Origin of the sequence: Bacillus sp. 5B6 (genome assembly GCF_000259405.1) — a bacterium.
In the GTDB taxonomy this organism is placed as follows: domain Bacteria; phylum Bacillota; class Bacilli; order Bacillales; family Bacillaceae; genus Bacillus; species Bacillus velezensis.
Map to the genome: position 1 here is coordinate 2,172,884 of NZ_AJST01000001.1, position 25,049 is coordinate 2,197,932.

At 45.8% G+C, this 25,049-nt stretch carries 26 protein-coding genes; 8 read left to right on the forward strand and 18 right to left on the reverse strand.

All coding sequences use genetic code 11. The features are described from left to right. Positions 1–22 precede the first annotated feature (22 nt). Genes MY7_RS09970 through fabD form a run of 5 tightly spaced genes read right to left on the reverse strand, consistent with a single transcriptional unit; the run spans position 23 to position 5,712 of the window. Complete coding sequence (locus MY7_RS09970; protein ID WP_007408405.1) at positions 23–760, reverse strand: SDR family oxidoreductase; 738 nt, start codon at positions 758–760, stop codon at positions 23–25. A 14-nt stretch (positions 761–774) separates the two neighbouring features. Continuing rightward, positions 775–2,139, reverse strand: coding sequence for a long-chain fatty acid--CoA ligase (locus MY7_RS09975; RefSeq protein ID WP_007612419.1), 1,365 nt, complete (start codon positions 2,137–2,139; stop codon positions 775–777). Beyond that, positions 2,136–2,408, reverse strand: coding sequence for an acyl carrier protein (locus MY7_RS09980; RefSeq protein ID WP_003153264.1), 273 nt, complete (start codon positions 2,406–2,408; stop codon positions 2,136–2,138). The genes MY7_RS09975 and MY7_RS09980 overlap by 4 nt, the downstream gene beginning before the upstream one ends. A gap of 24 nt (positions 2,409–2,432) precedes the next feature. Next, a complete protein-coding gene (locus MY7_RS09985; protein WP_007612421.1) occupies positions 2,433–3,413 on the reverse strand; it encodes an LnmK family bifunctional acyltransferase/decarboxylase in 981 nt (326 codons plus the stop codon). A gap of 40 nt (positions 3,414–3,453) precedes the next feature. Beyond that, positions 3,454–5,712, reverse strand: coding sequence for an ACP S-malonyltransferase (gene fabD / locus MY7_RS09990; RefSeq protein ID WP_007612423.1), 2,259 nt, complete (start codon positions 5,710–5,712; stop codon positions 3,454–3,456). 734 nt (positions 5,713–6,446) lie between these two features. Here fabD and loaP point away from each other — a divergent pair. Beyond that, positions 6,447–6,977: an antiterminator LoaP gene (gene loaP / locus MY7_RS09995; RefSeq protein ID WP_007612427.1), complete on the forward strand. Its 531-nt coding sequence runs from the start codon at positions 6,447–6,449 to the stop codon at positions 6,975–6,977. 343 nt (positions 6,978–7,320) lie between these two features. Here the strand turns inward: loaP and MY7_RS10000 are convergent, their stop codons facing one another. Beyond that, positions 7,321–8,199, reverse strand: coding sequence for a LysR family transcriptional regulator (locus MY7_RS10000; protein ID WP_007612429.1), 879 nt, complete (start codon positions 8,197–8,199; stop codon positions 7,321–7,323). A gap of 138 nt (positions 8,200–8,337) precedes the next feature. Between MY7_RS10000 and MY7_RS10005 the strand changes: the two genes are divergently transcribed. The 3 genes from MY7_RS10005 (at position 8,338) to MY7_RS10015 (ending at position 10,703) form a co-directional block, all read left to right on the forward strand. Beyond that, a complete protein-coding gene (locus MY7_RS10005) occupies positions 8,338–8,661 on the forward strand; it encodes a GlpM family protein (protein ID WP_007612430.1) in 324 nt (107 codons plus the stop codon). A 138-nt stretch (positions 8,662–8,799) separates the two neighbouring features. Continuing rightward, positions 8,800–9,816 (forward strand): NADPH dehydrogenase NamA, encoded by a 1,017-nt coding sequence (gene namA / locus MY7_RS10010; RefSeq protein ID WP_003153250.1) that lies wholly within the window; start codon positions 8,800–8,802, stop codon positions 9,814–9,816. 113 nt (positions 9,817–9,929) lie between these two features. After that, entirely contained in the window at positions 9,930–10,703 is a 774-nt protein-coding gene (locus MY7_RS10015; protein ID WP_007612431.1) for an alpha/beta fold hydrolase, read from the forward strand. 49 nt (positions 10,704–10,752) lie between these two features. Here the strand turns inward: MY7_RS10015 and rpmG are convergent, their stop codons facing one another. Beyond that, entirely contained in the window at positions 10,753–10,902 is a 150-nt protein-coding gene (gene rpmG / locus MY7_RS10020; protein ID WP_003153246.1) for a 50S ribosomal protein L33, read from the reverse strand. A 77-nt stretch (positions 10,903–10,979) separates the two neighbouring features. Continuing rightward, on the reverse strand, positions 10,980–11,906 hold the full coding sequence (gene rnz, locus MY7_RS10025; protein WP_007612432.1) for a ribonuclease Z: 927 nt from the start codon (positions 11,904–11,906) through the stop codon (positions 10,980–10,982). Positions 11,907–12,114: 208 nt separating this feature from the next. Between rnz and zwf the strand changes: the two genes are divergently transcribed. Further along, the gene (gene zwf / locus MY7_RS10030) at positions 12,115–13,584 is read left to right on the forward strand and encodes a glucose-6-phosphate dehydrogenase (RefSeq protein ID WP_007612433.1); all 1,470 of its coding nucleotides are present in this window, start codon (positions 12,115–12,117) and stop codon (positions 13,582–13,584) included. A 90-nt stretch (positions 13,585–13,674) separates the two neighbouring features. Here zwf and gndA read toward each other — a convergent pair whose 3' ends face one another. Together gndA and MY7_RS10040 are read right to left on the reverse strand one after the other, a co-directional pair. After that, positions 13,675–15,084: an NADP-dependent phosphogluconate dehydrogenase gene (gndA, locus tag MY7_RS10035; protein WP_007408395.1), complete on the reverse strand. Its 1,410-nt coding sequence runs from the start codon at positions 15,082–15,084 to the stop codon at positions 13,675–13,677. A 108-nt stretch (positions 15,085–15,192) separates the two neighbouring features. Next, positions 15,193–16,437: a DNA polymerase IV gene (locus tag MY7_RS10040; protein WP_029326090.1), complete on the reverse strand. Its 1,245-nt coding sequence runs from the start codon at positions 16,435–16,437 to the stop codon at positions 15,193–15,195. Positions 16,438–16,512: 75 nt separating this feature from the next. On the opposite strand from MY7_RS10040, the gene MY7_RS10045 reads away from it, so the two are divergent. Continuing rightward, positions 16,513–16,794 (forward strand): hypothetical protein, encoded by a 282-nt coding sequence (locus tag MY7_RS10045; RefSeq protein WP_007612435.1) that lies wholly within the window; start codon positions 16,513–16,515, stop codon positions 16,792–16,794. Positions 16,795–16,826: 32 nt separating this feature from the next. Continuing rightward, on the forward strand, positions 16,827–17,663 hold the full coding sequence (locus tag MY7_RS10050) for a membrane protein insertase YidC (protein ID WP_007612436.1): 837 nt from the start codon (positions 16,827–16,829) through the stop codon (positions 17,661–17,663). Between the two features lie 114 nt (positions 17,664–17,777). Here MY7_RS10050 and MY7_RS10055 read toward each other — a convergent pair whose 3' ends face one another. From MY7_RS10055 to mce, 3 genes are read right to left on the reverse strand one after another with little or no spacing between them, the layout of a single operon-like run. After that, positions 17,778–18,893 (reverse strand): M20/M25/M40 family metallo-hydrolase, encoded by a 1,116-nt coding sequence (locus tag MY7_RS10055; RefSeq protein WP_007612437.1) that lies wholly within the window; start codon positions 18,891–18,893, stop codon positions 17,778–17,780. Positions 18,894–18,909: 16 nt separating this feature from the next. After that, positions 18,910–20,433 (reverse strand): acyl-CoA carboxylase subunit beta, encoded by a 1,524-nt coding sequence (locus MY7_RS10060; protein ID WP_007612438.1) that lies wholly within the window; start codon positions 20,431–20,433, stop codon positions 18,910–18,912. Then, positions 20,420–20,848 (reverse strand): methylmalonyl-CoA epimerase, encoded by a 429-nt coding sequence (gene mce, locus MY7_RS10065; protein WP_007612439.1) that lies wholly within the window; start codon positions 20,846–20,848, stop codon positions 20,420–20,422. Before mce ends, MY7_RS10060 begins: the two co-directional genes overlap by 14 nt. A 93-nt stretch (positions 20,849–20,941) precedes the next feature. On the opposite strand from mce, the gene prli42 reads away from it, so the two are divergent. After that, positions 20,942–21,037, forward strand: coding sequence for a stressosome-associated protein Prli42 (gene prli42 / locus MY7_RS19590; protein ID WP_007408390.1), 96 nt, complete (start codon positions 20,942–20,944; stop codon positions 21,035–21,037). Between the two features lie 13 nt (positions 21,038–21,050). Here prli42 and MY7_RS10070 read toward each other — a convergent pair whose 3' ends face one another. From MY7_RS10070 to MY7_RS10090, 5 genes are all read right to left on the reverse strand, one after another. Beyond that, complete coding sequence (locus MY7_RS10070; protein ID WP_029326085.1) at positions 21,051–21,581, reverse strand: L,D-transpeptidase; 531 nt, start codon at positions 21,579–21,581, stop codon at positions 21,051–21,053. Positions 21,582–21,650: 69 nt separating this feature from the next. Continuing rightward, a complete protein-coding gene (locus MY7_RS10075) occupies positions 21,651–22,604 on the reverse strand; it encodes an aromatic acid exporter family protein (RefSeq protein ID WP_029326084.1) in 954 nt (317 codons plus the stop codon). Between the two features lie 76 nt (positions 22,605–22,680). Continuing rightward, positions 22,681–23,403: an amino acid ABC transporter ATP-binding protein gene (locus MY7_RS10080; protein WP_003153229.1), complete on the reverse strand. Its 723-nt coding sequence runs from the start codon at positions 23,401–23,403 to the stop codon at positions 22,681–22,683. Next, on the reverse strand, positions 23,396–24,055 hold the full coding sequence (locus MY7_RS10085; protein WP_003153227.1) for an amino acid ABC transporter permease: 660 nt from the start codon (positions 24,053–24,055) through the stop codon (positions 23,396–23,398). The genes MY7_RS10080 and MY7_RS10085 overlap by 8 nt, the downstream gene beginning before the upstream one ends. Before the next feature lie 61 nt (positions 24,056–24,116). Next, a complete protein-coding gene (locus MY7_RS10090; protein WP_003153224.1) occupies positions 24,117–24,884 on the reverse strand; it encodes a transporter substrate-binding domain-containing protein in 768 nt (255 codons plus the stop codon). Positions 24,885–25,049: the final 165 nt, after the last annotated feature.

The window sequence follows — 25,049 nt, forward strand, 5'->3', positions numbered from 1 at the left end:
TACAAAAGAATTTTTCTGTGCTTTAACAAGTTAATCCGCCGTCTATGGCCATTGTCTGTCCGGTCATAAAGGACGATTCAGGAGAAAGCAGGAAACGAACGAGTCCGGTCATATCGTCTGTTTCGCCTAAACGTCCCATCGGCGTCCTTCTGATAATCTGCGATTTTTGTTTTTCCGGCATATTTTTCGTCATATCGGTGTCCACAAAACCGGGCGCAAGTGAATTGACACGGATTCCTTTCGACCCGAGCTCCCTGGCCAGGCTTCGCGTCAAGCCGTCAAGAGCCGCTTTGGATGCGCTGTAGACTGAAGTGCCTTTAAATCCTCTTGAGCCGATAATGGAGCTTATGTTAACGATTGATCCGGAATTTTGTTTCAGCATGACACGGGAAACGTTTCGGGTCAGCTTGATGACTGAACCGATATTCAGATTGAGTATGCGGTCAATGTCTTCATCATTGGTCAGGGGCAGCAGCTGATCAAGGTTCAAACCGGCGTTATTGACCAAGCCGTCTATTCTGGAAAACTTGCGGTATACTTGAAGAACAAACTGTTTCATGGCGGCATCATCCGCCGCATCCGCCGCTTCCCAATAAAAGCGGCCGCGGTACTTTTCACTCTCTCTCAATGTGTTAATAAAATCAGATTCACTGCGGCTGAAAGCAGCTACTTTGTAATCCTCATCCAAAAGCGTCTGTACAATCGCTTTTCCCAGCCCCCGGCTTCCTCCGCTGACGACCGCTACTTTTCCGTTATTCATATTTGCCTCCTGTTTTACACGTTTCTTATTTTTTTAAATCGATCATTAGACAGTTTCCGATCTGTAACAGAGATGATCTGCGGTATCTGATATGGCTGCAGCTTCTGTTTGCAATGAGCTACGGCCCGCTTTCTGAAAGATTTGATATCTTCCTCTTTTTCAAGCACGGCCACTGCCGCAACAATCTCGCCCGTAATCGGATTTTTTCTGCCCGTTATAAGAACATCCCGGACATTCGGTATCTCCAGAAAGACGCTTTCCACCTCTGCCGGAAACACTTTCTCTCCGCCCACATTAATGATTTCACTCTTTCTTCCGAGAATTCTTATATATTCGCCGTCTGTTTCCACCTGGTCACCGGTGTCATACCAGCCGTCTTCATCGAAGGGTGACGGTGCGTTTAAATAGCCGAGCATCGCCGAGTCAGAACGAACCCACAGCGTGCCGCCGGTAATTTTGGTCTCAGTTCCGGCGCCGCCCACTTTCATCCAAGTGGATTGGCTGTCTTTTGATTTCGTTGAGAAAATCCCCAGTTCAGTTAATCCGTATGTTTGTTTCAGCCGTACATCCGGAAACATCCGGTGGATGCCGCGCAGCGTTGATTGGGGCATCGGCTCTGTGCCGTAAGTGATCAGCCGGAGTGAAGAGAGGTTATAGCCGGCATCCGCCTTGGACATCAGCAGCATGTTTAAAAAGGTCGGGGTGGCGGGGAGCACTTGGACAGCATGTTTGTCGACCGCCTGATAAACGGACTCCGGCGTTCTGCTGTCTGATGTGACGATCGTTCCCCCGTTAAACAGAATCGCAAACAGCGTATTAATGCCGCCGATATGATCTAATTTCAGAAAAATGAGCGTACGCAGCGGTTTTCTCTTCGCCGTTTTATATTTTTCAAGCAGCCGGCCGGCGCTTAACACGGATGCTTTGCTTTTGCCGGAGGTTCCCGATGTGAAAATAATAATGCCTGATTCCCCTCTCTCGCGCAGGTCATCAAGCAGAGGGTGAGAGGCGCTTTTAGAACCTTCACGAAGCGTCCAGCTGTCATTTTCATTTATTTCAATGATTTGATTCACTTTCGCGTCTTCAAACATATCGAGATGCTTTTCCCTTGATTCATTGCTGAGAGGGACAACGATATTTCGGTTTAACAAAAGCGCCATCAGCAAAAAAATGGCGTTCGGGGAATAATCCCCGATAAGCGCCACACATTCTCCTTCACGTATTCCGTTTTGTTCAAGTTCTTTCTGAAAAAAGCTGATTCGTGCCAGCAAATCATCATACGTAAAAGTCTGCCCTTTAAAAATGAGAAACTCACTGTCTTGCGTTTCCCTAAGCTTATCAGTCACCCAGCTGATATCTCCCCTGCTTTCTGTTTTCATGATTGTGCACTGTCCATATATTTTTGATAAATATCACAAATGCTGCCGACGGTTGTAATGCTGGAAATCGTTTCTCCTTGGGAAAAAGGATCTACTCCGGTTTCCATCTCCATCTGTGCGACTAATTGAGCGATATCCAGTGATGAGAAGCCCAGATCCTCTATGACTCTCACATCATCTCCCGCTTCGACGGCCCGATATGACTGCTGTTCTTGAATGTCCTGAATGATTTGAGCGATGATCTGCTTCATTTCCTTGGTTTGTTCCATTTGCTTTCAGCTCCATTCTTCATTTTATAAACTTCTGATGACCCGTTTATAATCCGGAATATGATCTTGTGAAGAGGTCGGCACCGCCAGCAGCTTATCCACCTTGGAAATGGCCAGCAATGTATGATTTCTTTTCATATAGACTTCAATCTGATAGCTGATTTTCGCCACTGAGATCATACCAAGGGACTCACCGTGAAAGTCGGGATCGCATTCTTCAATGTGTCCCGTCATATAAATATCAAGCTCTTCATCTGCAAAACAATTTCCGTAATAATACGTCTCTCTTTCGAGCAAAAATAAATGCCGCGCGATTGAAACCGGAAAACCCGGCTTCGACCGGCGCGTCATCCATTCAAATTCCGCCGCATCCATTATCTTGCTGAATTTCGCAAACACCATGGCATGCCCGGGCGCAGCATCCTGATCAACAGGAACCCGATATAAAACGGGGTCTGCTGTTTTGAGATTGCCCGGCTTCATACCGAAGGCGTCCGTTCTGATTTTCTTTGACCGCATCAGCGCGTAAGGCGGCTTGGCTAGCTTAGAAAGTTCCGCAATGCATTCAGCCTTAGGCGCTGAGACTTTGCGGGTCGAACCTTCTGTTTGTGTGACGTCGACGACAATTAAACTATTGGCTTTCATAGAAGGAAAACGTCCCAGGTCCCACTCGCCTTTATCAGAGCTGATCGCTCCTTTCGGCCCGAACAAATAATCAGATTCTAATATGGTTTCTCCAAACCGGGAGATATCGACTCCGACGGAAACCTCGTCCCATAATCGGTACTGATCAAGAGGCTGATCTGAAGGAACTTTAAGATGTGTCATAAAATAAGCCGGATACAAAATCAGCCCTTGGTGATCGGCCATCTGATCAGGCCGGAATCCCGTTCCGTCCGTTAAATGGTGACTGTGTGCGTTGCCGAATAACAGCAGCAGCGCGTACTCATTCAAATTCCCTAACCCGACATGGCTCATCGTTAATTCATGATTTTCAATCAGCATGGTCTGTCCTCCGTAGAAAAAATGTAATGGCTGGTCATACTCAGCCTGTAATCGATACCAGCCTTTGCGCAAGAAGGCCGGCTGTTTCTTCCATGAGCTGTTTGCCGATCAGATCGACATGCCTGTTTCTCCAATTTTCAAGCGGGGTTCCTTTCACCCATTGATTAAATGCGCCGAGCGCAGGGCCGCAATGAATTTGGTAATCTATTTTACTTTCGCTTTTCCCTTCCAGAGCGAGCCTTGTCGTATGAGAAAAATACCATTTAAATACCATCGCCATTTTGTGTTTCGGATTCTGTTCGGCTTTGGCGATCTGCTCAGGAGATTTATCACGTTTCAACTGCTCATACACCTCTTCAAAACCGCGCTGGAAATACTTATCTTCAATTAATGTTTTCGTTTTTTCATCTATTTCATCTAAAGAATTGTATTGTCTGTACAAGTCAAAGAGTTTATTGGCTCTTGCCGGGAAAAACAGGCCTTTTTTCAGCACCTGCACCCTTGCTCCCGCTTCAAACATATCTCCCGCGGGAGCGTATGACGTATCCTGCACGTTCGCTTCCTGAAGCAGATCTTTCACTGAATCACTTGTCCCGGCTTCGACCGTGCATTGATTAATAGAACCGGTTCCGATAAATTCGGCGCCGAGCAGAAACGCGGCAGCAGCCGCTTCCGGAGTGCCAATGCCCCCGGCTGCGCCGATTCTTACTTTTTTCGCATAACCGTGCTTCTCCATCATGCGGTCTCTGAGTCTGATCATGGCAGGCATTAATGTATACGGAATCCCTTGGTCGGTATGCCCTCCTGAATCCGCTTCAACGCAAATGTCATCAGCCATCGGAATTTCTTTTGCAAGCGCCGCTTCCCCGACTGTCAGCCGATTATCAGACACAAGTCTTTCCAGCACATGAGCCGGAGCCGGATTCAGAAAGGCCTCAGCGACTTCAGGCCGGGATACTTTCGCGATGATTCTGTTTTGAACTGACACCGATCCGTCATGATTCCTGCTTAATCCCTTTGCCCTGTATATAACGAGAGCGGGGGTTATGCCCATAAATGCCGATGCTTCAATAAGATGAATGCCGTTTTTTAAATATAAATCTATCATTCTGACTTCCTTGTCAGGTGACATCATATGATGAAGAAGATTCATTCCGAATGTTTCCCCTTGCCGCAGTGCAGACCGGATGGTTCCGATGGCCTGTCCGATCCGTTCGATACTCAATCCGCCCGTTCCGAAAAAGCCCAGCATTCCCGCTTTTGCCGCTTTAATGACCATCTGTTCCGAAGCAATTCCCCTGTACATGGAGCCCGTCATGTAAGCATATTGGATGTTATAATCTTTTTTAAAATCTTCGTTCCCTAATCTCATTCCCGCCGTTTTTTGCGGATCAGCTGCCGATGCTTTGACATCAGCAGTATCAGACTCTTCTTTCGGCATAGGTAATGGGCCGGCATCTTTTTTAATCTGACGCGTCAGTTTTGTCAGCACTTCCCCGGGCCCGACTTCTGCAATTTCATTATTTTCAAGTCCCATCAGACGGCGTATCGTGTCCGTCCACTTTACCTGATTGGTCATTTGCAAAGTCAGATTAGTTTTGATTTCATCATTCTTATAAGGTGCGGCATGAAGATTTGAGATCACCGGAAAACGAAGAGGCAAAAACGCCGTTTCTTCTAAGTAATCTGCAAACTCTTTTTCAGCATCTTTCATATAGCGGGAATGGAAGGCGCCGCTCACATTTAAAGGAAGGTACATTCTCACGCCGGCTTTTTCAAAGACGGGGCCCGCTTTTTCAATGTCTTGTTTCGTTCCGGCGATCACAATTTGCGAAGGTGAATTGTGGTTAGCGATATCAATGCCGGTCAGATGATAATCGGATAGAACCTCTTTTACTTGTTCAGCCGTAAACCCCAAAACCGCCGCCATGCCTCCGGGAGCTGCCTTGCTCATGAGCTCCCCTCTTTTTTTCACAAGCTGCAAACCGGTCTCAAAATCAAAGCAGCCGGCCGCAAATAACGCATTATATTCTCCTAAACTGTGCCCTGCGGCGTAATCAGGCTCTCTGCCGGACTCTTTCATTTTCTTTAAATAACTGAGTGCACTCACCGTATATAACGCCGGCTGGGTAAATTGCGTTTTCCCCAGCTGGTGATTCGGATCCTCCAGACACAATTCTTCTATAGAGTAGCCTAATATGTCATCAGCCTGACGTGTCAGATCTTGAAATTCATCAAACAGTCCGGCTCCCATTCCTTTAAATTGAGAACCCTGCCCCGGGAACACAAACGTAAGCATCTTATCCTCATCCTTTCCGCATCGCCAATTTTGTACATCACATGTGGTTCTCCATACAAAAACGTCTCTTATTTCATATATTGACTGGTGTAAACACCGGCATAAAAATAAAAACACAAACGCGTTTGCGATTCAGCACAGGTTTAAAAATCGCAAACGCATTGTGTTTTCCTTTTCTAACATAATTTATATTAAAACATATTACTTGTTTACTGAATGTTTCTCATGACAAGCTGCAGTGCCAATATGCCCGAAAACAGCCATGACGGCACACTTCTCCCTTATCATGTATATGTAGATATATACACTACAATCATTTTTATAATCCCTATTTCCTCTTCAACGTGCCGAAACAGCGATTGAATTTTAATAGGTGCTTTACATCAATTTAATAAATTTAACAAATAGTTGCTATTTAAAGAGAATAATATCAATTTATAGATAATAATGTCAAGGCTTTATTTCGTTATTTTCTGACATTTATTCCACAGTTTTATATTCGGTGGACAGTCGGCATAATTGTTTCGGGATAAATGTCAGATAATTCCCTGAACCCTTTTCATGTCAAAGAAAATTTCATCGCTTCTCTGTCAATTGGGTCTATACTTATTTTTCATTTTCATATATTATGTAAAAAAAAGACGAATTAGAAAAATTTTTAATCACTTTAAATACTATCCATTAAATACTTTCTTTGTATAATAATTTCTTATTATTCTAAGGAGGATCCAGTCATGAAATGGTACGCACTTTTTGTAGAGTCGGGAAAAGAAGAAGCAGTGCAAAAATTTCTGCGTCTGCAGTTTGATGAGCAGGCTCTCTACTCAATCATACCCAAGAAAAAAGTCACAGAACGAAAAGCCGGAATCAAATACGAGGCACTCAAAAAGATGTTTCCGGGATATGTTCTGTTTAAAACGAAGATGACAGAGCGGACATTTCATAAAATCAAAGAACTCCCCATTTCATGCAGAATCGTGAATAACGGCGCATATTATTCCAAAGAGCGTAAAACCTATTTCACGACAATTAAGGATGAAGAAATCCTCCCTATTATCAGGCTGATCGGAGAAGGAGACATTGTAGATTATTCAAAAGTCTATATTGAAAATTCAAAAGTAACCGTTGCCTCAGGGCCTCTTAAAGGAATGGAAGGCATTATTAAAAAGATCGATAAAAGAAAAAGACGCGCCAAAATCTGCCTGTCTTTTATGGGACTGGACAAAATGGTCAACGTCGGAATTGAAGTGCTCTCCAAACCCTAGCATTTCAAAAAAAGCATCAACAGCATGTGCCGTTGATGCCCTTTTTATATAAACAGACGAAAGCCCGACACCAAAATAACCCCGCTCACCACCGTCACGGTCAAATTTTTGTTTTCAAGGCATAGTTGACCTGAAGCCGTGCTGCGCCCATGAGGCAAAATCACATTTAGGGAAAGAATACATTTTAATCAAGAGCTGTGAATTGACGGTTGAGCTTCATGACGAAAAACATGTGCTGACTTCGGGCGATGCCGCACAGTTATTTTAATTCCTCGGATGAATCGGTGACATATTTTATGCTGGTCTATTATCCTGAACCGCCTTAAACGCATATCAGGCTTCTTCAGACAGAAGCCTGATGGACCGCAACCCATTCTTGTATGCATTGAATCAGTTTCTGGACAGAAGGCGTCTGCGTCTCCTTTGCATGAGCTGTCAAAATGCCGAGCTGCCTGGAGACATACCGGTCGAACTGTTTGATGAGCACATCACAATCATTCACCAAAAGCTGCGGCAAGATGCTGATCCCCAGATTGTTCCGCACCATTGCAATAATCGCTTCATCCCCTCTGATTTGATAAGCGACCCGCGGCGTAATCTTTTCTTCCTTCAGCACTTTCAGCACATCAAAATGTGTCTCCGGATAAGGCACGATACATTTGACGGACTCCATGACATGTAACGGAACCGTTTCACATTGCGCCAATTCATGCTGCGGGCTCATCACCGCTACAATCGGATCCTCGGCCAACGGGTAAAAATGCCACTTCTCGCTGTGGGATGTCCCGATCGCCGCATCAATCCGGTCATCTTTCAGCCATTCTTCCAGTTCAGTAGAATTTCCTTCAAACAAATGCACCTTAATGGAAGGATACAGCTCATGAAATTCCCTCAAAATTTTCGGCAGCCATTTTACCGCCACGCTCGTAACAGTTCCGAGCCGGACTTCCCCTCTTTCTAACCCATTAATATTATCAACGGTTTCAGACAGTTTTTCATAGTTTTTTTGAATTTCCTTCATAATATGTAACACTTTCAAGCCATTTGCGGTGGGCCTCACTCCATGCCGCTGTCTGATCAAAAGCGGAAAACCGTACTCTTCCTCTAATTTACTGATCATTTGGCTGATGTTCGGCTGTGTATAATTCAATATGGCAGCGGCTTGGGTCAGACTGCCGCTTTCAACCGTTTTAATAAAGGCTAAATGCTTCTTTAAATCCAACCGGCTTCATCTCCCAGATATCATTCTTTATTATCCAATGCATTAGTTATATTTAGTTTACTTATACATCAATCAAAAATAAAATGGCAATGTCTCCATCATTATACTTGATAACAAACAGAAGGTGAGCGTTTCAGCATGAGTTTTCTCATTCAGTTTTTTATCGGCGGCACCGTTATGGTGACCGCCGCGTATTTAAGCAAATCGAAATACTTATTTTTATCAGGCGTTATCACATTGCTGCCAATCATGACGCTACTGAATATTTACTTGCAGCTGAAAAATATGAGCCCCGACGATTTCAGAGCCGCTCAAAAAAACGGAATATTCGGTGCCTTCGGTGCAGTGATCTTCATCAGCAGTATTTTCATCCTGACAAACTGGTTCAAAGGTGGCCACGCAGTCATCGGTGCGTTTCTCATCTATATTTGCTATATGATCGGCTGTAAATGCCTGTTATGAAGATACGGCACCGATGTGTATAAAAAAATGCCCTTCCAGAACAATAATAACAATGCGCTCAGTCGTGAGCAGTTTATATGACTGAATGATCATGAATTGTTATAATCAATGTCTAAAACATTCCGGGAGGCGAAATAAATGGCCAGAAAATTATTCACACCATGGACCGTTAAAGATGTAACGATCAAAAACCGTATTGTTATGGCACCGATGTGCATGTATTCCTCACATGAGAAGGACGGAAAACTGCAGCCTTTTCATATGGCGCACTATATATCGCGTGCAATCGGCCAGGTCGGCCTGATTATCGTTGAAGCGACAGCCGTTAATCCGCAGGGGCGCATTTCCGATCAGGATTTAGGCATTTGGAGCGATGATCATATCGAAGGTTTTGCCAAACTGACGGAACAAGTGAAAGCACAAGGATCTAAAATCGGCATTCAGCTTGCGCACGCCGGACGTAAAGCTGAGCTTGAGGGAGACATTTACGCTCCGTCAGCTATTCCGTTCGACGAGCAGTCCAAAACACCGGCTGAAATGACGACAGAACAAATTAAAGAAACCATTCAGGAATTCAAACAGGCAGCGGCGCGCGCGAAAGAAGCCGGCTTTGACATTATTGAACTTCATGCGGCACACGGCTACTTAATGCACGAATTTTTGTCCCCTCTGTCCAATCACCGTACAGACGAATACGGAGGCTCACATGAAAATCGCTACCGCTTCTTAGGCGAGACCATTGAAGCCGTCAAGGAAGTCTGGGACGGCCCGTTATTTGTCCGTATTTCTGCATCGGATTATACAGACAAAGGGCTGGACATTGCGGATCATATCGGTTTTGCGAAGTGGATGAAAGAACAGGGAGTCGACCTCATTGATTGCAGCTCAGGCGCACTTGTTCAAGCTGATATTAACGTCTTCCCAGGCTACCAAGTGAGCTTCGCGGAGAAAATCCGTGAACAGGCCGAAATCGCAACAGGCGCCGTCGGTTTGATAACGACGGGAACAATGGCGGAAGAAATTCTGCAAAACAACCGCGCTGACCTTATTTTTGTCGCGAGAGAACTTCTGCGCGATCCGCACTTTGCAAGGAGTGCAGCGAAGCAGCTGAATACTGAAATACCGTCACCGGTTCAATACGACAGAGCTTGGTGATGAAATGACAGCCGGAGTTTTTCGATCCGGCTGTCTCTTTTTTTATTTTTTGAGAAACGATTGCCGAAGCTTCTCCGTCTTCCCTATAGAACCAATTAGAGGGGATGACTCCAATGAAAGCAGCATGGATGGAAAGGACATATCTGATTGACGGGTGTCCGTTTTATACGAAACACCGTAAAGGCGCCGGCGAAGTGACGATCGTCTTTGAAGCCGGCTACGGCACTTCTTCTGAAACATGGACATCATTACTCGCTGACATAGATGAAGAATTTGGGGTTTTCACATATGACAGAGCCGGAATCGGCAAAAGCGGACAAAGCCGAAACAAGAGAACGGCGGACCACATGGTACAGGAATTAAACACTCTTCTTCTGAAGGCCGGCGTCAAGCCTCCTTATCTTGTCGTCTCGCATTCATACGGCGCGATTATCAGCAGACTTTGGGCGAGCCGGAACCGCCGGGATATTCTCGGGATGGTGATGCTTGATCCGGTTTCTGAGGATCAGGAGACGAAAGTGCTTCCGCTTCTTCCCGAAGAAATGAAAGCTGCCTATTTGAAACAGTTCGTATTGGAAGGATCACACGCGGAATTTTTGACGAGCCTTCGTCAGATCAAGCATCAGCAGATTCATTTCGGCGATATGCCGCTGTTGATTTTATCATCGGGAGAGCGGGATGAGCGCTTAAAGCACGCTCATGAACAATGGGTGAAACTGCACAGAAGCATGCTTGATGTCTCTTATCAAAGCGGATGGATTCAGGCCAAAAACAGTTCTCATGCCATTCACCACGATGAACCGCATATCGTCCACCTTGCCATTTATGATGTTTGGTGCGCGGTGCGCCAGCAAATGAATGCTCCTGCCTATCAGGCGGTAAACTGATAAAACAAAAGCCATTGTGCAACGGCACAATGGCTTTTGTTATCGTGATCTATTTTGTCTCACGATGCAACGTATACTTTTTCAACCGGGGGGAATACTTTTTCATTTCTAACCGGTCCGGATTCGTCCGTTTGTTCTTCGTCGTAATATAATTTCTGTCCCCTGTCTCTGTACAGGCCAATGTAACATTTACACGCATCATTTTCACCCTTATATAAATCGTAATTATTACGTTTTATTATATCTCAACAGAAAAAAATGTCAAGCGTCCATTTTTTAAGACCGCTCCACAGTGACCTCCATGAAGTCAAATGCGATCTTACTGTTTTCAAATACCGCTTTCGCCTCATGTTCGAGACGCTCTATCGGTGATTCCCCCTGATACCTTGCGCTGATATGAGTTAAGATCAGCTGTTTGGCGCCTGCTTTTTTTGCCGTTTGCGCAGCCTGTTCTGTCGTCGCGTGATAATAATTATGTGCGAGCTTTGCATCTTCCTTGGCAAACGTCGCTTCATGAACAAGCACATCCGCATTGCGCGCCAGCTCCGTTACCCGCTCTGATGCCCTCGTATCCCCGGAAAAAGCGACGATTCTCCCCTTTTTCGGGGGTTCCAAAAAATCCCGCCCGTTAATGATTCTGCCATCGTCAAGGGTGACCGTTTCGCCTTTTTTGATTTTCTGATAGACGGGTCCGGGCCGGATATTCATTTCTTTTAATCTGCCGGCCTGCAATGCGCCGGGAATATCCTTTTCCTGAACCCGGTAGCCGAACGCTTCCACGCCGTGAATGACGGATGCTGCGGTAACAATGAATTGCTCATCTTCAAAAACCGTCCCCTCTTCGATTTCATGTACGGTAAGAGGATACGTCAGATGAGTCGCCGTCACGTTCAGGCTTGTTTCGATAAAGGCTTTAATGCCTTTTGGCCCGTAAATCGTCAGCTCTTCTTCACCGCCCTGAAATGAACGGCTCCCCAACAGACCCGGAAGACCGTAAACATGGTCGCCGTGAAGGTGGGTGATGAAAATCTTCTCAATTTTCCTCGGTTTGATTGTTGTATGTAATATCTGATGCTGAGTGGCTTCTCCGCAATCAAACAGCCATACGGAACGCCTTTCTTCAAGAAGCTTCAGCGCGACGGACGTTACGTTTCTCGTCTTTGCCGGCATGCCGGCCCCCGTCCCTAAAAATAATAATTCCACAATGCTTCCTCCTAGATCTTTGTACTACTAAGGATACAGGATCAGGCTGAAAATGTGAATTCACCCGGGCCTTCTCCGACCTGATTAATTTTTTTCCGCAAACCGCAAAAAACAGGCTGAAATGTTTGCTTTCAACGAATTTTAGATTTAAAATGAAGGAAATATGCGGGGTTTTAAACCATGCTTCAGATAAAGTGAGGTACTCTAAGTGAAAACAAACGACAAACCAAAAGCAGTAATTGTAATATTTGGTGCCACAGGGGATTTGGCAAAACGAAAACTTTACCCATCCATTCACCGTTTATATAAAAATGGTCAAATTGGTGAAGAGTTTGCAGTTGTAGGTGTTGGAAGAAGACCTTGGTCAAACGAGGACCTCCGGGAAACCGTTAAAACGTCTGTTTCTTCTGCCGGGCAAAAAGACATAGACGATTTCACATCTCATTTTTATTACCATCCGTTTGATGTAACGAATCCGGGTTCCTATCAGGAGCTGAATGTCCTGCTTGATCAGCTTGAACATACATATGAAATCCCGAACAACAGAATGTTTTACTTGGCGATGGCTCCTGAGTTTTTCGGCACTATCGCAAAATCACTTAAAAACGAAGGTGTCACATCGACAAATGGCTGGTCCCGTCTCGTAATTGAAAAACCGTTCGGCCATGACCTGCCGAGTGCGAAAGAGCTTAACAAAGAAATACGCGAAGCTTTCACGGAAGATCAAATTTATCGGATCGACCATTACTTAGGCAAACAAATGGTTCAAAATATCGAAGTCATCCGGTTTGCGAATGCGCTGTTTGAGCCGCTGTGGAATAACCGCTACATCTCAAACATCCAGATTACGTCAAGTGAGGATCTCGGCGTTGAGGATCGTGCGAGATATTACGAGAAATCAGGCGCACTCCGTGATATGGTTCAAAATCATATTTTACAAATGGTCGCTCTCTTGGCGATGGAACCGCCGATTAAACTGAACACGGAAGAAATCCGCAGCGAAAAAGTGAAGGTGCTGAGGGCTCTCCGCCCTGTCGCTCCAAACGAAGTGAGCGACTACTTCGTCCGCGGACAATACCAAGCGGGAACGATTGACGGAAACGCTGTACCGAGCTATACAGATGAGCAAAATGTAGCACCGGATTCCAATACGGAAACATTCGTGTCCGGAAAGCTGTTAATCGATAACTTCCGCTGGGCCGGCGTTCCGTTTTATATCCGCACAGGGAAACGGATGAAAGAAAAATCAACGAAAATCGTCGTTCAATTTAAAGACATTCCGATGAACCTTTATTACGGCAATGAAACGAATGTAAATCCGAACCTGCTTGTCATCCATATTCAGCCGGATGAAGGCATCACTTTATATCTGAACGCTAAAAAATTAGGCGGAGCCGCTCATGCTCAGCCGATTAAGCTGGATTACTGCAGCAACTGCAGTGATGAAATGAACACACCGGAAGCCTATGAAAAATTAATCCATGACTGTCTGCTCGGTGATGCGACAAACTTTGCCCATTGGGACGAAGTGGCGCTTTCCTGGAATTTCGTCGATGCGATTTCCGAAACGTGGGCAGCCGACAAAACCCTTTCTCCGAATTATGAAGCCGGGTCAATGGGACCGAAAGCTTCGGACGATCTTCTTGAAAAAGACGGTCTCCACTGGTGGAATATATAAGAAAACATCAAAAAACCGCGGCGCCGTTCATGACGGCCCGCGGTTTTTGATATCAGAAAAGCCCCCGCAATAACTGCGGGGGCTTCTTCATTACTTCATCCATTCAGTATGGAAAATGCCTTCTTTATCTGTGCGTTCATACGTATGCGCGCCGAAGTAATCACGCTGCGCTTGAATCAAGTTTGCAGGAAGCACTGCCGTACGGTAGCTGTCGTAATACGCAAGTGCGCTTGAGAACGAAGGTACCGGCACACCTTGGGCTACGGCAAGTGAAATCACTTGGCGAAGGGCGCCTTGGTAGCTTTCTGCAATGTTTTTGAAGTAGCTGTCTAACAGCAGGTTGTCAAGCTCCGGTTCACGGTCATATGCGTCTTTGATCTTTTGCAGGAACGCCGCGCGGATGATACAGCCGCCGCGGAAGATCATCGCGATTTCACCGTATTTCAGATCCCAGTTATATTCTTCAGACGCGGCTTTCATTTGGGCGAAGCCTTGTGCGTAAGAACAGATTTTACTCATGAAGAGCGCTTTTCTGACCGCTTCAATCAGCTCTTCTTTATTTTCAGTGACCGGCTTAACGTCTGGCCCGGACAGAAGGCTGCTTGCTTTCACACGCTCTTCTTTCATTGCGGAAATGAAACGCGCAAAAACAGATTCAGTGATAATCGGTAGCGGCACGCCTAAGTCAAGAGCACTTTGGCTTGTCCATTTACCCGTTCCTTTTTGGCCTGCTTTATCAAGGATGACGTCAACAAGCGGTTTGCCCGTTTCTTCATCTTTTTTAGTGAAAATGTCAGCCGTGATTTCGATCAGATAGCTGTCAAGCTCTCCTTTGTTCCACTCAGCGAATACTTCGTGAAGCTCTTCGGCAGACAATCCGAGCACCTGTTTCAAAATGAAATATGACTCAGAGATCAGCTGCATGTCACCGTATTCGATACCGTTGTGCACCATTTTCACATAGTGCCCCGCTCCGTCCGGGCCGATGTATGTCGTACAAGCTTCTCCGTCCACTTTAGCAGAAATGGCTTCTAGAATCGGTTTCACGAGTTCGTGCGCTTCCTTTTGGCCGCCCGGCATAATAGAAGGCCCTTTCAGCGCTCCCTCTTCACCGCCTGATACACCCGTTCCGATAAAGTGAATGCCGCTTTCGGCAAGCTCTTTGTTCCGGCGCTGTGTATCTTTATAGTATGTATTTCCGCCGTCAATCAAAATATCGTCTTTTTCCAGATGAGGAAGAAGAGATTGAATCGTCGCATCCGTTGCAGTTCCCGCTTTAACCATTAATAAAATTTTACGGGGTGTTTCAAGAGACTGGACAAACTCCTCAATGCTGTATGTACCGACAACATTTTTGCCTTTTGCCTCTTCTAAAAACTCTTCCGTTTTGCTGCTTGATCTGTTGTATACAGACACAGAAAATCCCCGGCTTTCGATGTTAAGAGCCAGATTTTTACCCATTACCGCAAGACCGATAACTCCGATTTGTTGTTTTGACATATTCTAACGTCCCTTCTTCAAACGTTTAACCATTTTAAAATTTAAATTAAAATAAAATGATATTTATACTAAAGAAATTATCATACATAACCCCTTTTTTCAAGTTATTCACCTTTTCTTTTCATCCTGGAAAAAGTCTCTGTTAAAGCTCGTTCCCCTTGTTTTGCTTTCTTCTTTTTTTATAACGGCGCCTTTTCTGATCAGGTTTTGGCCGTACTTTTCATTCAGCTCGTTCATCATCTGAAAAATCGGCTCATCCTTTGCGTCCTCCTTGAATGAAAACAGATCAAGCTGTTTATACGCCTGCTGTTTTTCAACCAGTTCCGTTCCGGTGATGCCGAGAAGCCTTACCGGGTTTTGGTTCCAGTGCTTGTCAAACAGTTCCATCGCCGCTTTCATGATGTCTTTTTTCTGATCAGCCGGATTGCTGAGGGTCATGCTTCTTGTGACTGTTTTCCAATCCGCATACCGAATCATGATGAACAGCCGGCAGGCCATGACCTCCTTACGCTGGAGCCGTTCGCTCACAGACAGCGCGAGCCGGTCAAACACGCCCATTAATTCATCCCAGTCAGCCGAATCATGCGACAGGGTGGATGAGTTGCCGACGCTTTTAAATTCATAAATCCGCTCGGGATTGACTTCTGCAGGATGGATGCCGTTCGCTTTATCCTTCAGCCTCGGGCCGTTTATGCCGAGAAGCGTTTTCAGCGCATGTTCATCTCCTTTTGCCAAATCACCGATCGTTTTGATGCCGAGCGTTTTTATTTTTTCCGCAGTTTTCGTTCCTATACCGTGCATCTCTTCAATCGGAAGAGGCCATAAGACGTCCGGCAGCTCTCTTTTTCTTAAAATGGTGATGCCGAGCGGTTTTTTCATGTCAGACGCCATTTTGGCGAGAAATTTATTCGGGGCGATGCCGATGCTTGACGGAAGCAAAAGCTCTTTTTGCAGTCTCGCCTGAATGTCTTCGGCTGTCTCATACGCCCTGTGTCTGTGCGGTGTGTCCGTAATATCCATGTATCCTTCATCAATAGAAACAGGCTCGACTAAATCCGTATACTCCCTCAGAATGCTGAACATTTCTTTTGATGAACTCCGGTAGCGGTCAAAATTCGGAGGCACAACGATGAGTTCCGGACAGAGGCGTTTTGCCCGCCACACCGGCATGGTGGTCTTTACGCCCCGCGCTCTCGCTTCGTAGCTGCAGGTGACGATGATTCCTTTCCGTTCCTTCACGTTTCCGGCAACGGCGATAGGTTTTCCTCTTAAAGACGGATCATACGCCATTTCTACGGAGGCATAAAAACTGTTCATATCGATATGAAATATAATTCTCCCTTTTCCGGCCACTCCCGGCGCCTCCTTTCCTTTCATAGACAACCTTATATATATGTAGTAAAATAAGAGCTGAATGGATGTGATAAAATGATTCTTGAGTCAATGAATGACTTTTTATTTTTAGTCGATTTTTTCACAATTATTCTTCCCGCTCTGACCGCGATCGGCATCGCTTTTCTTTTGCGTGAGCGCCGCGCAGGCGAGCATTGGAGAACGAAACGAATAGATGAACATCAAGCAGTCGTTCAGCTGAACCGAACAGACTTTCTTATTATTATATATCATCGCATTACAACTTGGATACGTAAAGTCATCCGCATGAATGCACCGGCGAATGATGATGAAGATGTCAGCTTCCTCCTTTTATAACGGCAAGTGAAGATAAAAAGGAGGAGACATAATTGTCTAAAACATATCAAAAATGGATTGTATTCGGATTGTTTTTTATCATACTGGGCACAGGCCGCTCGGCTTTTGCGGCGACATCTCAGACTCAGACGGGAGGCCTCGGGAATATCGGTTTTTTCCACGATTACCTGATCGAGCCGTTTTCGGCACTTTTAAAAGGTGTGGCGGGCCTGTTCCACGGTGAGTACGGACTGTCGATTATTCTGGTGACGATTATCGTCCGGATTGTTGTATTGCCTTTGTTTGTGAACCAATTTAAGAAACAGCGGGTGTTCCAGGAAAAAATGGCTGTGATCAAACCGCAGGTCGACAGCATCCAGGCTAAAATAAAACAAACGAAAGATGCGGAAAAACAAAAAGAACTGCAAATGGAAATGATGAAGCTTTACCGTGAGCACAATCTGAATCCGATGGCAATGGGATGTCTTCCGATGCTGGTGCAATTCCCGATTTTGATCGGTTTTTATTACGCCATCCGCTCAACGCCGGAAATCGCTTCACACTCATTTCTGTGGTTCAGCTTAGGGCATTCTGATATTCTTGTATCACTGTGCGCGGGGGCCATGTATTTCTTACAGGCATATATTTCCCAAAAATTAAACGAGAAATATTCACCGGCTGCTCAAAATCCGGCCGCCATGCAGTCAGCAAAAATCATGGTCTTTATTTTCCCTGTCATGATGACCATTTTTTCACTTAACGTACCGGCTGCGCTGCCGCTTTACTGGTTTACAAGCGGACTGTTTTTGACAGTGCAGAATGTACTTTTACAGCAGACGCATCATAAAAAGAAACAAGCTGCGGCTCAGGCGGAGCCCGCCAAATCATAATACTGAAACCCTGCCGGAACCTATCCGGCAGGGTTTTTTTCTTGTATCTGCAAAGCTTTAAGCCAATTATCATGAAGAATGAAAAAAGCACCCATTCAACTGGGTGCTTCGTTTTTAGTTGGCCGCTGTTTCGATAATGGCAACGACCATTTCCGCCGTTTTGACGAGCTCTTCAATCGGCATTTTTTCATTTTTCGTATGAATTTGTTCATAGCCTACTGACAGGTTGACTGTCGGAATGCCGTGGCCGGCAATGACGTTTGCGTCACTTCCGCCGCCGCTTGTCTGAAGTTCGCTCGGCCGGCCGATTTTTGCCGCCGCTTTTTTCGCGACTTCCACAACCTGATCGCCGTCCTGATATTTGAAACCCGGATACATGACCGCGATGTCCACTTCCGCGCGGCCTCCCATCTCAGCTGCCGCAGATTCGAAAGCTTCTTTCATTTTCTGTACTTGCGCTTCCATTTTTTCAGGCACTAATGAACGCGCTTCAGCCAGAATATCAACCTGGTCGCAGACGATATTGGTTTGCGTGCCGCCTTCGAAACGTCCGATATTAGCCGTTGTTTCTTTATCAATACGGCCGAGCGGCATTTTTGAGATAGCTTTTGACGCGATTGTAATCGCGGAGATGCCTTTTTCCGGTTCTACCCCCGCATGAGCCGTTTTCCCGAAAATGGTTGCTCTCACTTTCGCTTGTGTCGGCGCGGCTACAATAATGTTGCCGACTTTTCCGTCTGAATCAAGCGCAAAACCGTATTTCGCGGTAATGTCTGAACGATCCATTGCTTTTGCCCCGACTAATCCCGATTCTTCTCCGGCCGTGATAATGAATTCAATGGTGCCGTGCTCGATGTTTTGTTCTTTCAGCACTTTAATGGCTTCAAACATTGCGGCAAGACCCGTCTTATCATCAGCGCCGAGAATCGTCGTGCCGTCGGTTTTTACATAGCCGTCTTCCACAATCGGCTTAACGCCTTTGCCCGGGACAACCGTGTCCATGTGCGATGTGAAATAAATCGTATCCGCATCTTTTGTGCCCTTTAACGTACAGATTAAGTTGCCGGCGCCATGCCCCGTCACTTCTTTTGTATCATCTTCTTTTACGCTCAATCCTAAATCAGTGAATTTTTGTTTGAGCACCTTGCTGATTTCCGCTTCATGTTTTGTCTCTGAATCAATTTGAACGAGTTCAAGAAATTCTTCAAGCAGACGTTTTTCGTTTACCATTTTCAGTTCCCTCCGTTTAAAGCGGTATATTACCGTGCTTTTTTTTCGGTCTTTCCTCTTCCTTATGCGCAAGCATGTCAAATGCCAGAATCAATTTTTTCCTCGAGTCTTCCGGCCGGATGATATCATCCACCATTCCGCAGGCCGCCGCTTTATACGGACCGGCGTTTTCCTTTTCGTATATGGCTTTTTTTTCGCGCTTCGTTTTCTCCGGGTCGTCAGAAGCCTGTATGTCTCTGCTGTATAAAATCGATGCCGCGCCTTCCGCTCCCATCACGGCGATTTCCGCATTGGGCCAGGCGAATACAAGATCTGCCCCGAGCCCTTTCGAATTCATGGCGACATAGGCGCCTCCGTAGGCTTTTCTGATGATGAGCGTCACTTTCGGCACCGTCGCTTCGGCAAAAGCATACAGCAATTTTGCTCCGTGACGGATGATTCCCGCATGTTCCTGCTGAAGGCCCGGGAGAAAGCCCGGAACATCAGCGATCGTCAATAACGGAATATGAAACGCGTCGCAAAAACGGATGAATCTCGACGCTTTGTCAGCGGCATCAATCGTGAGGCTCCCCGCCAAGTGTTTCGGCTGGTTTGCGACAACACCGACTGTACGCCGTCCGAGTTTCAGAAAACCGACAGCAATGTTTTTGGAAAAATACGGCTGAATGTCAAAAAACGTTCCGTCATCCGCCAGCTCTTTTATTACCTGTAACACATCGTAAGGTTTCGAACTGTCCGCGGGAACGAGGGTGTTTAATAACGGTCTGGCGTCTTCCTTTTTAACGGGTGATGCCGTCTGTTCGCCGTGCGGGAGATAAGAAAGCAGGGTTTTCACAGCGGAAAGAGCCTCTTTTTCCGTTCGTGCGGAATAGTGGGCATTTCCGCTTATCACATTATGTATTCCCGCACCGCCTAAACTTTCCGCGTCAATCTGTTCACCCGTAACCTGTTCAATGACTTTCGGGCCTGTAATAAACATGTGCGACGTATGTTCCGCCATAATCACAAAATCCGTCAATGCGGGTGAATAAACAGCACCGCCGGCACACGGCCCAAGGATGACAGAAATTTGCGGAATCACTCCCGAGTAAAGGACGTTGCGCCTAAAGATATGACCGTATCCATTTAATGATACCACACCCTCTTGAATTCTCGCACCACCTGAGTCGTTCAGCCCGATAATCGGAGTTTTATTTTTCGCCGCCAGATCCATTACCGCCGCGATTTTTTCCGCATGTGTCTCGCCGAGCGTCCCGCCGAGTACGGTAAAGTCATGGGCAAACAAATACACGGGCCGTCCCTCAATTGTGCCGTATCCGGTAACGACTCCGTCTCCCGGAGCATTTCGGGACCCGGGCATGCGGCTTTTGGCAAACGGCTGCAGCTCTGAAAAACTGTCTTCGTCCAATAAATAATCAATTCTTTCTCTTGCCGTCAGCTTGCCTTTTTTGTGCTGTTTTTCATTTTTTTCCGCTCCGCCGCCGTTTGTTAAAAAGGAACGTCTTTCGTTTAAGTGTCTGATATGATCACTCATGCTCATCTTGAGTTTCTCCTTTTTCAATTGTTTCACAAAGCTCAATCAGGACCCCGTTCGCCTCTTTTGGAGAGAGAAATGCGATCTTCTTCCCGCCCGCTCCGTTTTGCGGTTCATGATGGATCAAAGTCATGCGGCATGCTTCAAGCTCCTTGATCGTTTCCTTCATATCGGCGCAGCGAAATGCCAAATGATGCAGCCCTTCGCCTCTTTTCTGTAAAAAAGAGCTGACGGGAGACGCGTCCGACAGCGGCTCAATCAGCTCAAGCTTTGTGCCTCCCGCTTCTAAAAAAGCAACTCTCACATTTTGGCCTTTTACCAGCTCGTCTCCCATATACGTAAGCCCGAGCGTCCGTTCGTAAAATCCTCTCGCAGCTTCAATAGAGCTGACGGCAATGCCGACATGATCAAGTTTTTTCATAGCGCGGCCACCTGCTTTCCGCCATAGGATATGGCTTGTTCATACAAGCAAAACACGTTAAAATGATAGACAGTAATCTTAAGGAGTGAAACAATGTCTCAAAAATTTATGAAAAGCGCCGTCATCGTCATTTTGGGCGTATTTATACTTTCAACCCTCCTCTCAGGCATTATGATGTATTTGCGGTAAAAAAGCAGGCGCCTCATTGCAAGGGGGTTTCCTGCTTTTTTATGAGGGCTTTCCGCTCTATTGCAATGTCCTCGAATGAGCGGTTTTCTTTTGTAATCAATACTTTCGTTCCGGGAGGGATAATCCGGAAAATACGGATGACATCCCGGTTTTTCATACGGATGCAGCCGTTTGATACAAACCCCCCGATCAGCTCTTCTCTGTTTGTTCCGTGAATGCCGTATATCCTGCCGTCGGTTCCTTTCGCGTCAAAACCGATCCAGCGGACACCGAGCGGGTTTTCCGGCGCGCCTCCCTCTACATTTTTCTTCCGGTAATACGGGTTGACGGCTTTGACCGTTACCGTAAATTCTCCTTCAGGCGTCAAATCATCCGTTTTTCCCGTCGCCACCTGATAAATGCCTTCTATTCGGTTATCCTTCACAACAGCAAGCGCATTTGTGGCTTTATTGACGATAATATAAGGGTCACCCGGCAAAGGGTTTACGCCAAGCGGCCAAAGCGGAGACATCAGCAGGGCGGCTGACAATAAAAAAAATCGCATGGGCTCCCCTCCTTTTTTCATTAGAATGACCAATGAAAGGAGGACTCATGCGATTGATCCATATGTTTTTTACAGCTTGATGCCTTTGAAATAACTTTTAATCACGAGATATTGTTCCATCTCACCGAGGAGGTGGAACAAAGCCGCCCGCGCTTCAAACTCCTCGCGCGTTGCCGGGAGCGGCATTTCTTCAAATTCCGTTCTCATTTCTGCAAGTCTTTTTAAAAATTTATGAGCGGTATTGCCGGGATGAATGGCTTCCCTTAATTCACGGATGAAATGGGCGATTATTTTGCCCTGCTCCACCGTTATTGAAATAGAGGTAATCTTCGGCAGCAGCCGTTCAATGATTTCAAATTGTTTCTGTCTCATCTTAAAATAATGATAGTAAAGATTTTCATGGCGCAAAATATGATTCTGCACGTCCCGATAGGCGAGGTTTTTCGCCTCTTGAATCATCTGATGCGTCTCCGGTATTTCCTTCCCCGACCAATCTTGCTCACCAGTTAACAAATACCGTTCGATTTCGGCGAAGATGACGGAAAAGTTGTCCTCGATTTTTTTCCGGTACGCCGCGAGTTTTCTGTCGAGGCTCGGCATATACAGATTCATTAACAGCGCGACGCCGATACCTACGGTAATCAGCTGGAACTCATTCCAGATAAACGCCATCGTAATGCCGCCGGACATATATAAATGAAGAATGATTACTGAGCTGGTGACGATCCCTTCGTTTATTTTTAAAACGACTGTAGTCGGAATGAACAGCACCAGCAATATTCCGATCGCAAACGGATAATAGCCGATCAGTCCGAAAAAGACATATGAGAAGACGATCGCCAATAAACAGGCGGCAAATCGGGCCCACGAGGCCTGAAGCGACCGCTTTTGCGTAATCTGGATGCACAATATGGTGATGATTCCTGCGGATGCGAAGTTTTGCAGATGCAACAGCTGGGCTAAATAAATGGCCAGCGCCGTTCCAAGTGCGGTCTTTAGTGTCCGGTAACCGATTTTAAACATTGCTTGCTCCATTCTGTTTGTTTCTTTCTCAAAAAAAAGAAGAAGAGCATTCTTCTTCTTTTCTTCCAGTTATATTTTATAATATTTTTTCTAAAAAGTCCTGTGCTCTTTTTGACTTCGGAGAAAGAAAAAATTCTTCCGGCTGCCCGTCTTCCACGATCGTCCCTTCATCCATAAATAATACGCGGTCTGCGACTTCTTTGGCAAACCCCATTTCGTGCGTTACGATCACCATCGTCATGCCCGTCTGCGCAAGCTCTTTCATTACCTCAAGAACTTCTTTGACCATTTCCGGGTCAAGAGCCGAGGTCGGTTCATCAAACAGCATGATGTCAGGATTCATGGCAAGCGCACGCGCGATGGCGACCCGCTGCTTCTGTCCGCCTGACAAACGGTTCGGATAGTCGTTCCGTTTGTCAAGCAGTCCGACTTTTTCAAGGAGAGCGCACGCCTTTTCCTCCGCCTCCTTTTTAGACTCTTTCTTCACGCTGACCGGCGCGTATGTGATATTTTCAAGCACCGTTTTATGAGGAAACAAATGAAAATGCTGAAATACCATGCCGATATTTTCCCGCACTTTCAGTTTATTCGTTTTAGCTGCGGTAATTTCGTTTTCTTTAATGGCAATCGTTCCGCCGCTCGGGGTTTCCAGCAGATTTAAGCAGCGCAGAAACGTTGATTTGCCGGAACCGGAAGGGCCGATGACAGCAACGACTTCCCCTTCTTCGATCTGTGTTGAAATGTTTTTCAGTACTTCGTGTTTCCCGAATGATTTTGACAGGTTGTCGACCTTAATCATTGGCTTTCAGCTTCCTTTCTACGCCTTTTCCGATGAATGCTAAGATCAAAACGAGCACGTAATAGATTAAGCCCGCCACAATAAGAGGTTCTAAATAGTTGTATGTTGCGGCGCCGGACTGGTAGGCCCGTCTCATAATGTCGCCAAGACCGATAACTGTGACGATCGCCGATTCTTTCGTTAAGGTGATTAATTCATTAATAATAGCCGGAGAAATGTTTTTAAACGCCTGCGGCAGCAGCAGATCTTTCATCATTTTTCCGTATGGCACGCCGAGAGCGACGGCAGCTTCTTTTTGTCCTTTGTCAATTGCGTTGATTCCCGCTCTGATAATTTCAGAGACGTAAGCGGCTGAATTGAGCGATAATGCGGTGACCGCCGCCCAAAATTGATCGATCTGAAAGCCGAGGAGCTGCGGCATACCGAAATAAATGATCATCAGCTGCAGCACGAGCGGCGTGCCGCGGAATATCGAAGTATAAAAATCCGCAATCCATTTCAGCGGACTGATCGTGCTGATTTTAAATAAGCTGAGCACGATGCCTAATACAAGACCGATGACCGCCGAAACGAGCACAATTTTCAAAGTGACCGCAAGGCCTTCCAATATAAAAGGAATTTGGGGGATTGTCGCTGAGAAATCCAAATTCATACGTGTGATCTCCTTTGTCTTTATTCAAGATAAAAAGCTCAACGAAAAGTTGAGCTTTCTTTTATTTCTCGTTGGTGAACCATTTTTTCTTCAGTTTTTCGATTTCTCCGTTTTTCTCCATTTCTTTCAGCGCTTTGTTGAACTTCGCTGTCAGATCACTGTCTTTGCGGAACGCAATCGCGGAGCCCGATTCGTCTGATTTCGCATCTGCTGACGCAAAGCCCTGCAGATCGTTATTTGAACTGAAATAGCCTTGTGCTACGATGTCTTCGATAATCGCGGCATCAAAACGCCCGGATTTGATCTCTTCGGTTAAGTCTGAGATCCGGTTGCGGTCTTCGAGCTGAAAACCGTATTTCGAAGCGAGCTTCTTGCCTTTTTCCTCTTGAATGGAGCCGAGCTGAACACCGACGGTTTTGCCTTTCAGATCATTCAGGGATTTAATGCTGCTTCCCTTTTTCGTAACGATCATATTGTTAGCAGTATAATAAATATCAGAAAAATCAACTTGCTTTTTCCGTTCCGGCGTAGGTGTCATTCCAGATAAAATCATATCTACCTGCTTGGACTTCAAGGCTGTAATCAGGCTGTTGAAGTCCATGTCCTGCACCTCAACGTCATAGCCGGTCTTTTTGCCCAGAGCTTTCGCCAGATCAACGTCAAACCCGGTGATCTGATCGCCGTCTTTATATTCAAATGGTTTATAGTCAGCCGATGTACCCATAATCAGCTTGTTCTTTCCGCCCTCTGATCCTGAATTGCCTGATCCGCAGGCGGACAGCGCAAAGGTGATACATGCGGCAGCTAATACCAACAGCCATTTCTTCATGATTCATTTCCCCCATATCTACTGATCTCTTAAAATTGAATATTTATTCGTTAACTTGTATTTTAAACACTTTTTAAGTGTGATGCAATACTATTTTTGAAAAATATATTTTCCTTTCTGTGTTTATTATAGTCATTGTTTTTCAGATTAGTGACAGCTGAACGC

Bases quoted from the DNA above. Each gene is read 5' to 3' on its own strand.
- MY7_RS09970 (WP_007408405.1), bottom strand. From the start codon at position 760: ATGAATAACGGAAAAGTAGCGGTCGTCAGCGGAGGAAGCCGGGGGCTG.
- MY7_RS09975 (WP_007612419.1), bottom strand. From the start codon at position 2,139: ATGAAAACAGAAAGCAGGGGAGATATCAGCTGGGTGACTGATAAGCTT.
- MY7_RS09980 (WP_003153264.1), bottom strand. From the start codon at position 2,408: ATGGAACAAACCAAGGAAATGAAGCAGATCATCGCTCAAATCATTCAG.
- MY7_RS09985 (WP_007612421.1), bottom strand. From the start codon at position 3,413: ATGCTGATTGAAAATCATGAATTAACGATGAGCCATGTCGGGTTAGGG.
- fabD (WP_007612423.1), bottom strand. From the start codon at position 5,712: ATGCTTACGTTTGTGTTCCCGGGGCAGGGTTCTCAATTTAAAGGAATG.
- loaP (WP_007612427.1), top strand. From the start codon at position 6,447: ATGAAATGGTACGCACTTTTTGTAGAGTCGGGAAAAGAAGAAGCAGTG.
- MY7_RS10005 (WP_007612430.1), top strand. From the start codon at position 8,338: ATGAGTTTTCTCATTCAGTTTTTTATCGGCGGCACCGTTATGGTGACC.
- namA (WP_003153250.1), top strand. From the start codon at position 8,800: ATGGCCAGAAAATTATTCACACCATGGACCGTTAAAGATGTAACGATC.
- MY7_RS10015 (WP_007612431.1), top strand. From the start codon at position 9,930: ATGAAAGCAGCATGGATGGAAAGGACATATCTGATTGACGGGTGTCCG.
- rpmG (WP_003153246.1), bottom strand. From the start codon at position 10,902: ATGCGTGTAAATGTTACATTGGCCTGTACAGAGACAGGGGACAGAAAT.
- gndA (WP_007408395.1), bottom strand. From the start codon at position 15,084: ATGTCAAAACAACAAATCGGAGTTATCGGTCTTGCGGTAATGGGTAAA.
- MY7_RS10045 (WP_007612435.1), top strand. From the start codon at position 16,513: ATGATTCTTGAGTCAATGAATGACTTTTTATTTTTAGTCGATTTTTTC.
- MY7_RS10055 (WP_007612437.1), bottom strand. From the start codon at position 18,893: ATGGTAAACGAAAAACGTCTGCTTGAAGAATTTCTTGAACTCGTTCAA.
- MY7_RS10060 (WP_007612438.1), bottom strand. From the start codon at position 20,433: ATGAGCATGAGTGATCATATCAGACACTTAAACGAAAGACGTTCCTTT.
- mce (WP_007612439.1), bottom strand. From the start codon at position 20,848: ATGAAAAAACTTGATCATGTCGGCATTGCCGTCAGCTCTATTGAAGCT.
- prli42 (WP_007408390.1), top strand. From the start codon at position 20,942: ATGTCTCAAAAATTTATGAAAAGCGCCGTCATCGTCATTTTGGGCGTA.
- MY7_RS10070 (WP_029326085.1), bottom strand. From the start codon at position 21,581: ATGCGATTTTTTTTATTGTCAGCCGCCCTGCTGATGTCTCCGCTTTGG.
- MY7_RS10075 (WP_029326084.1), bottom strand. From the start codon at position 22,604: ATGTTTAAAATCGGTTACCGGACACTAAAGACCGCACTTGGAACGGCG.
- MY7_RS10080 (WP_003153229.1), bottom strand. From the start codon at position 23,403: ATGATTAAGGTCGACAACCTGTCAAAATCATTCGGGAAACACGAAGTA.
- MY7_RS10085 (WP_003153227.1), bottom strand. From the start codon at position 24,055: ATGAATTTGGATTTCTCAGCGACAATCCCCCAAATTCCTTTTATATTG.
- MY7_RS10090 (WP_003153224.1), bottom strand. From the start codon at position 24,884: ATGAAGAAATGGCTGTTGGTATTAGCTGCCGCATGTATCACCTTTGCG.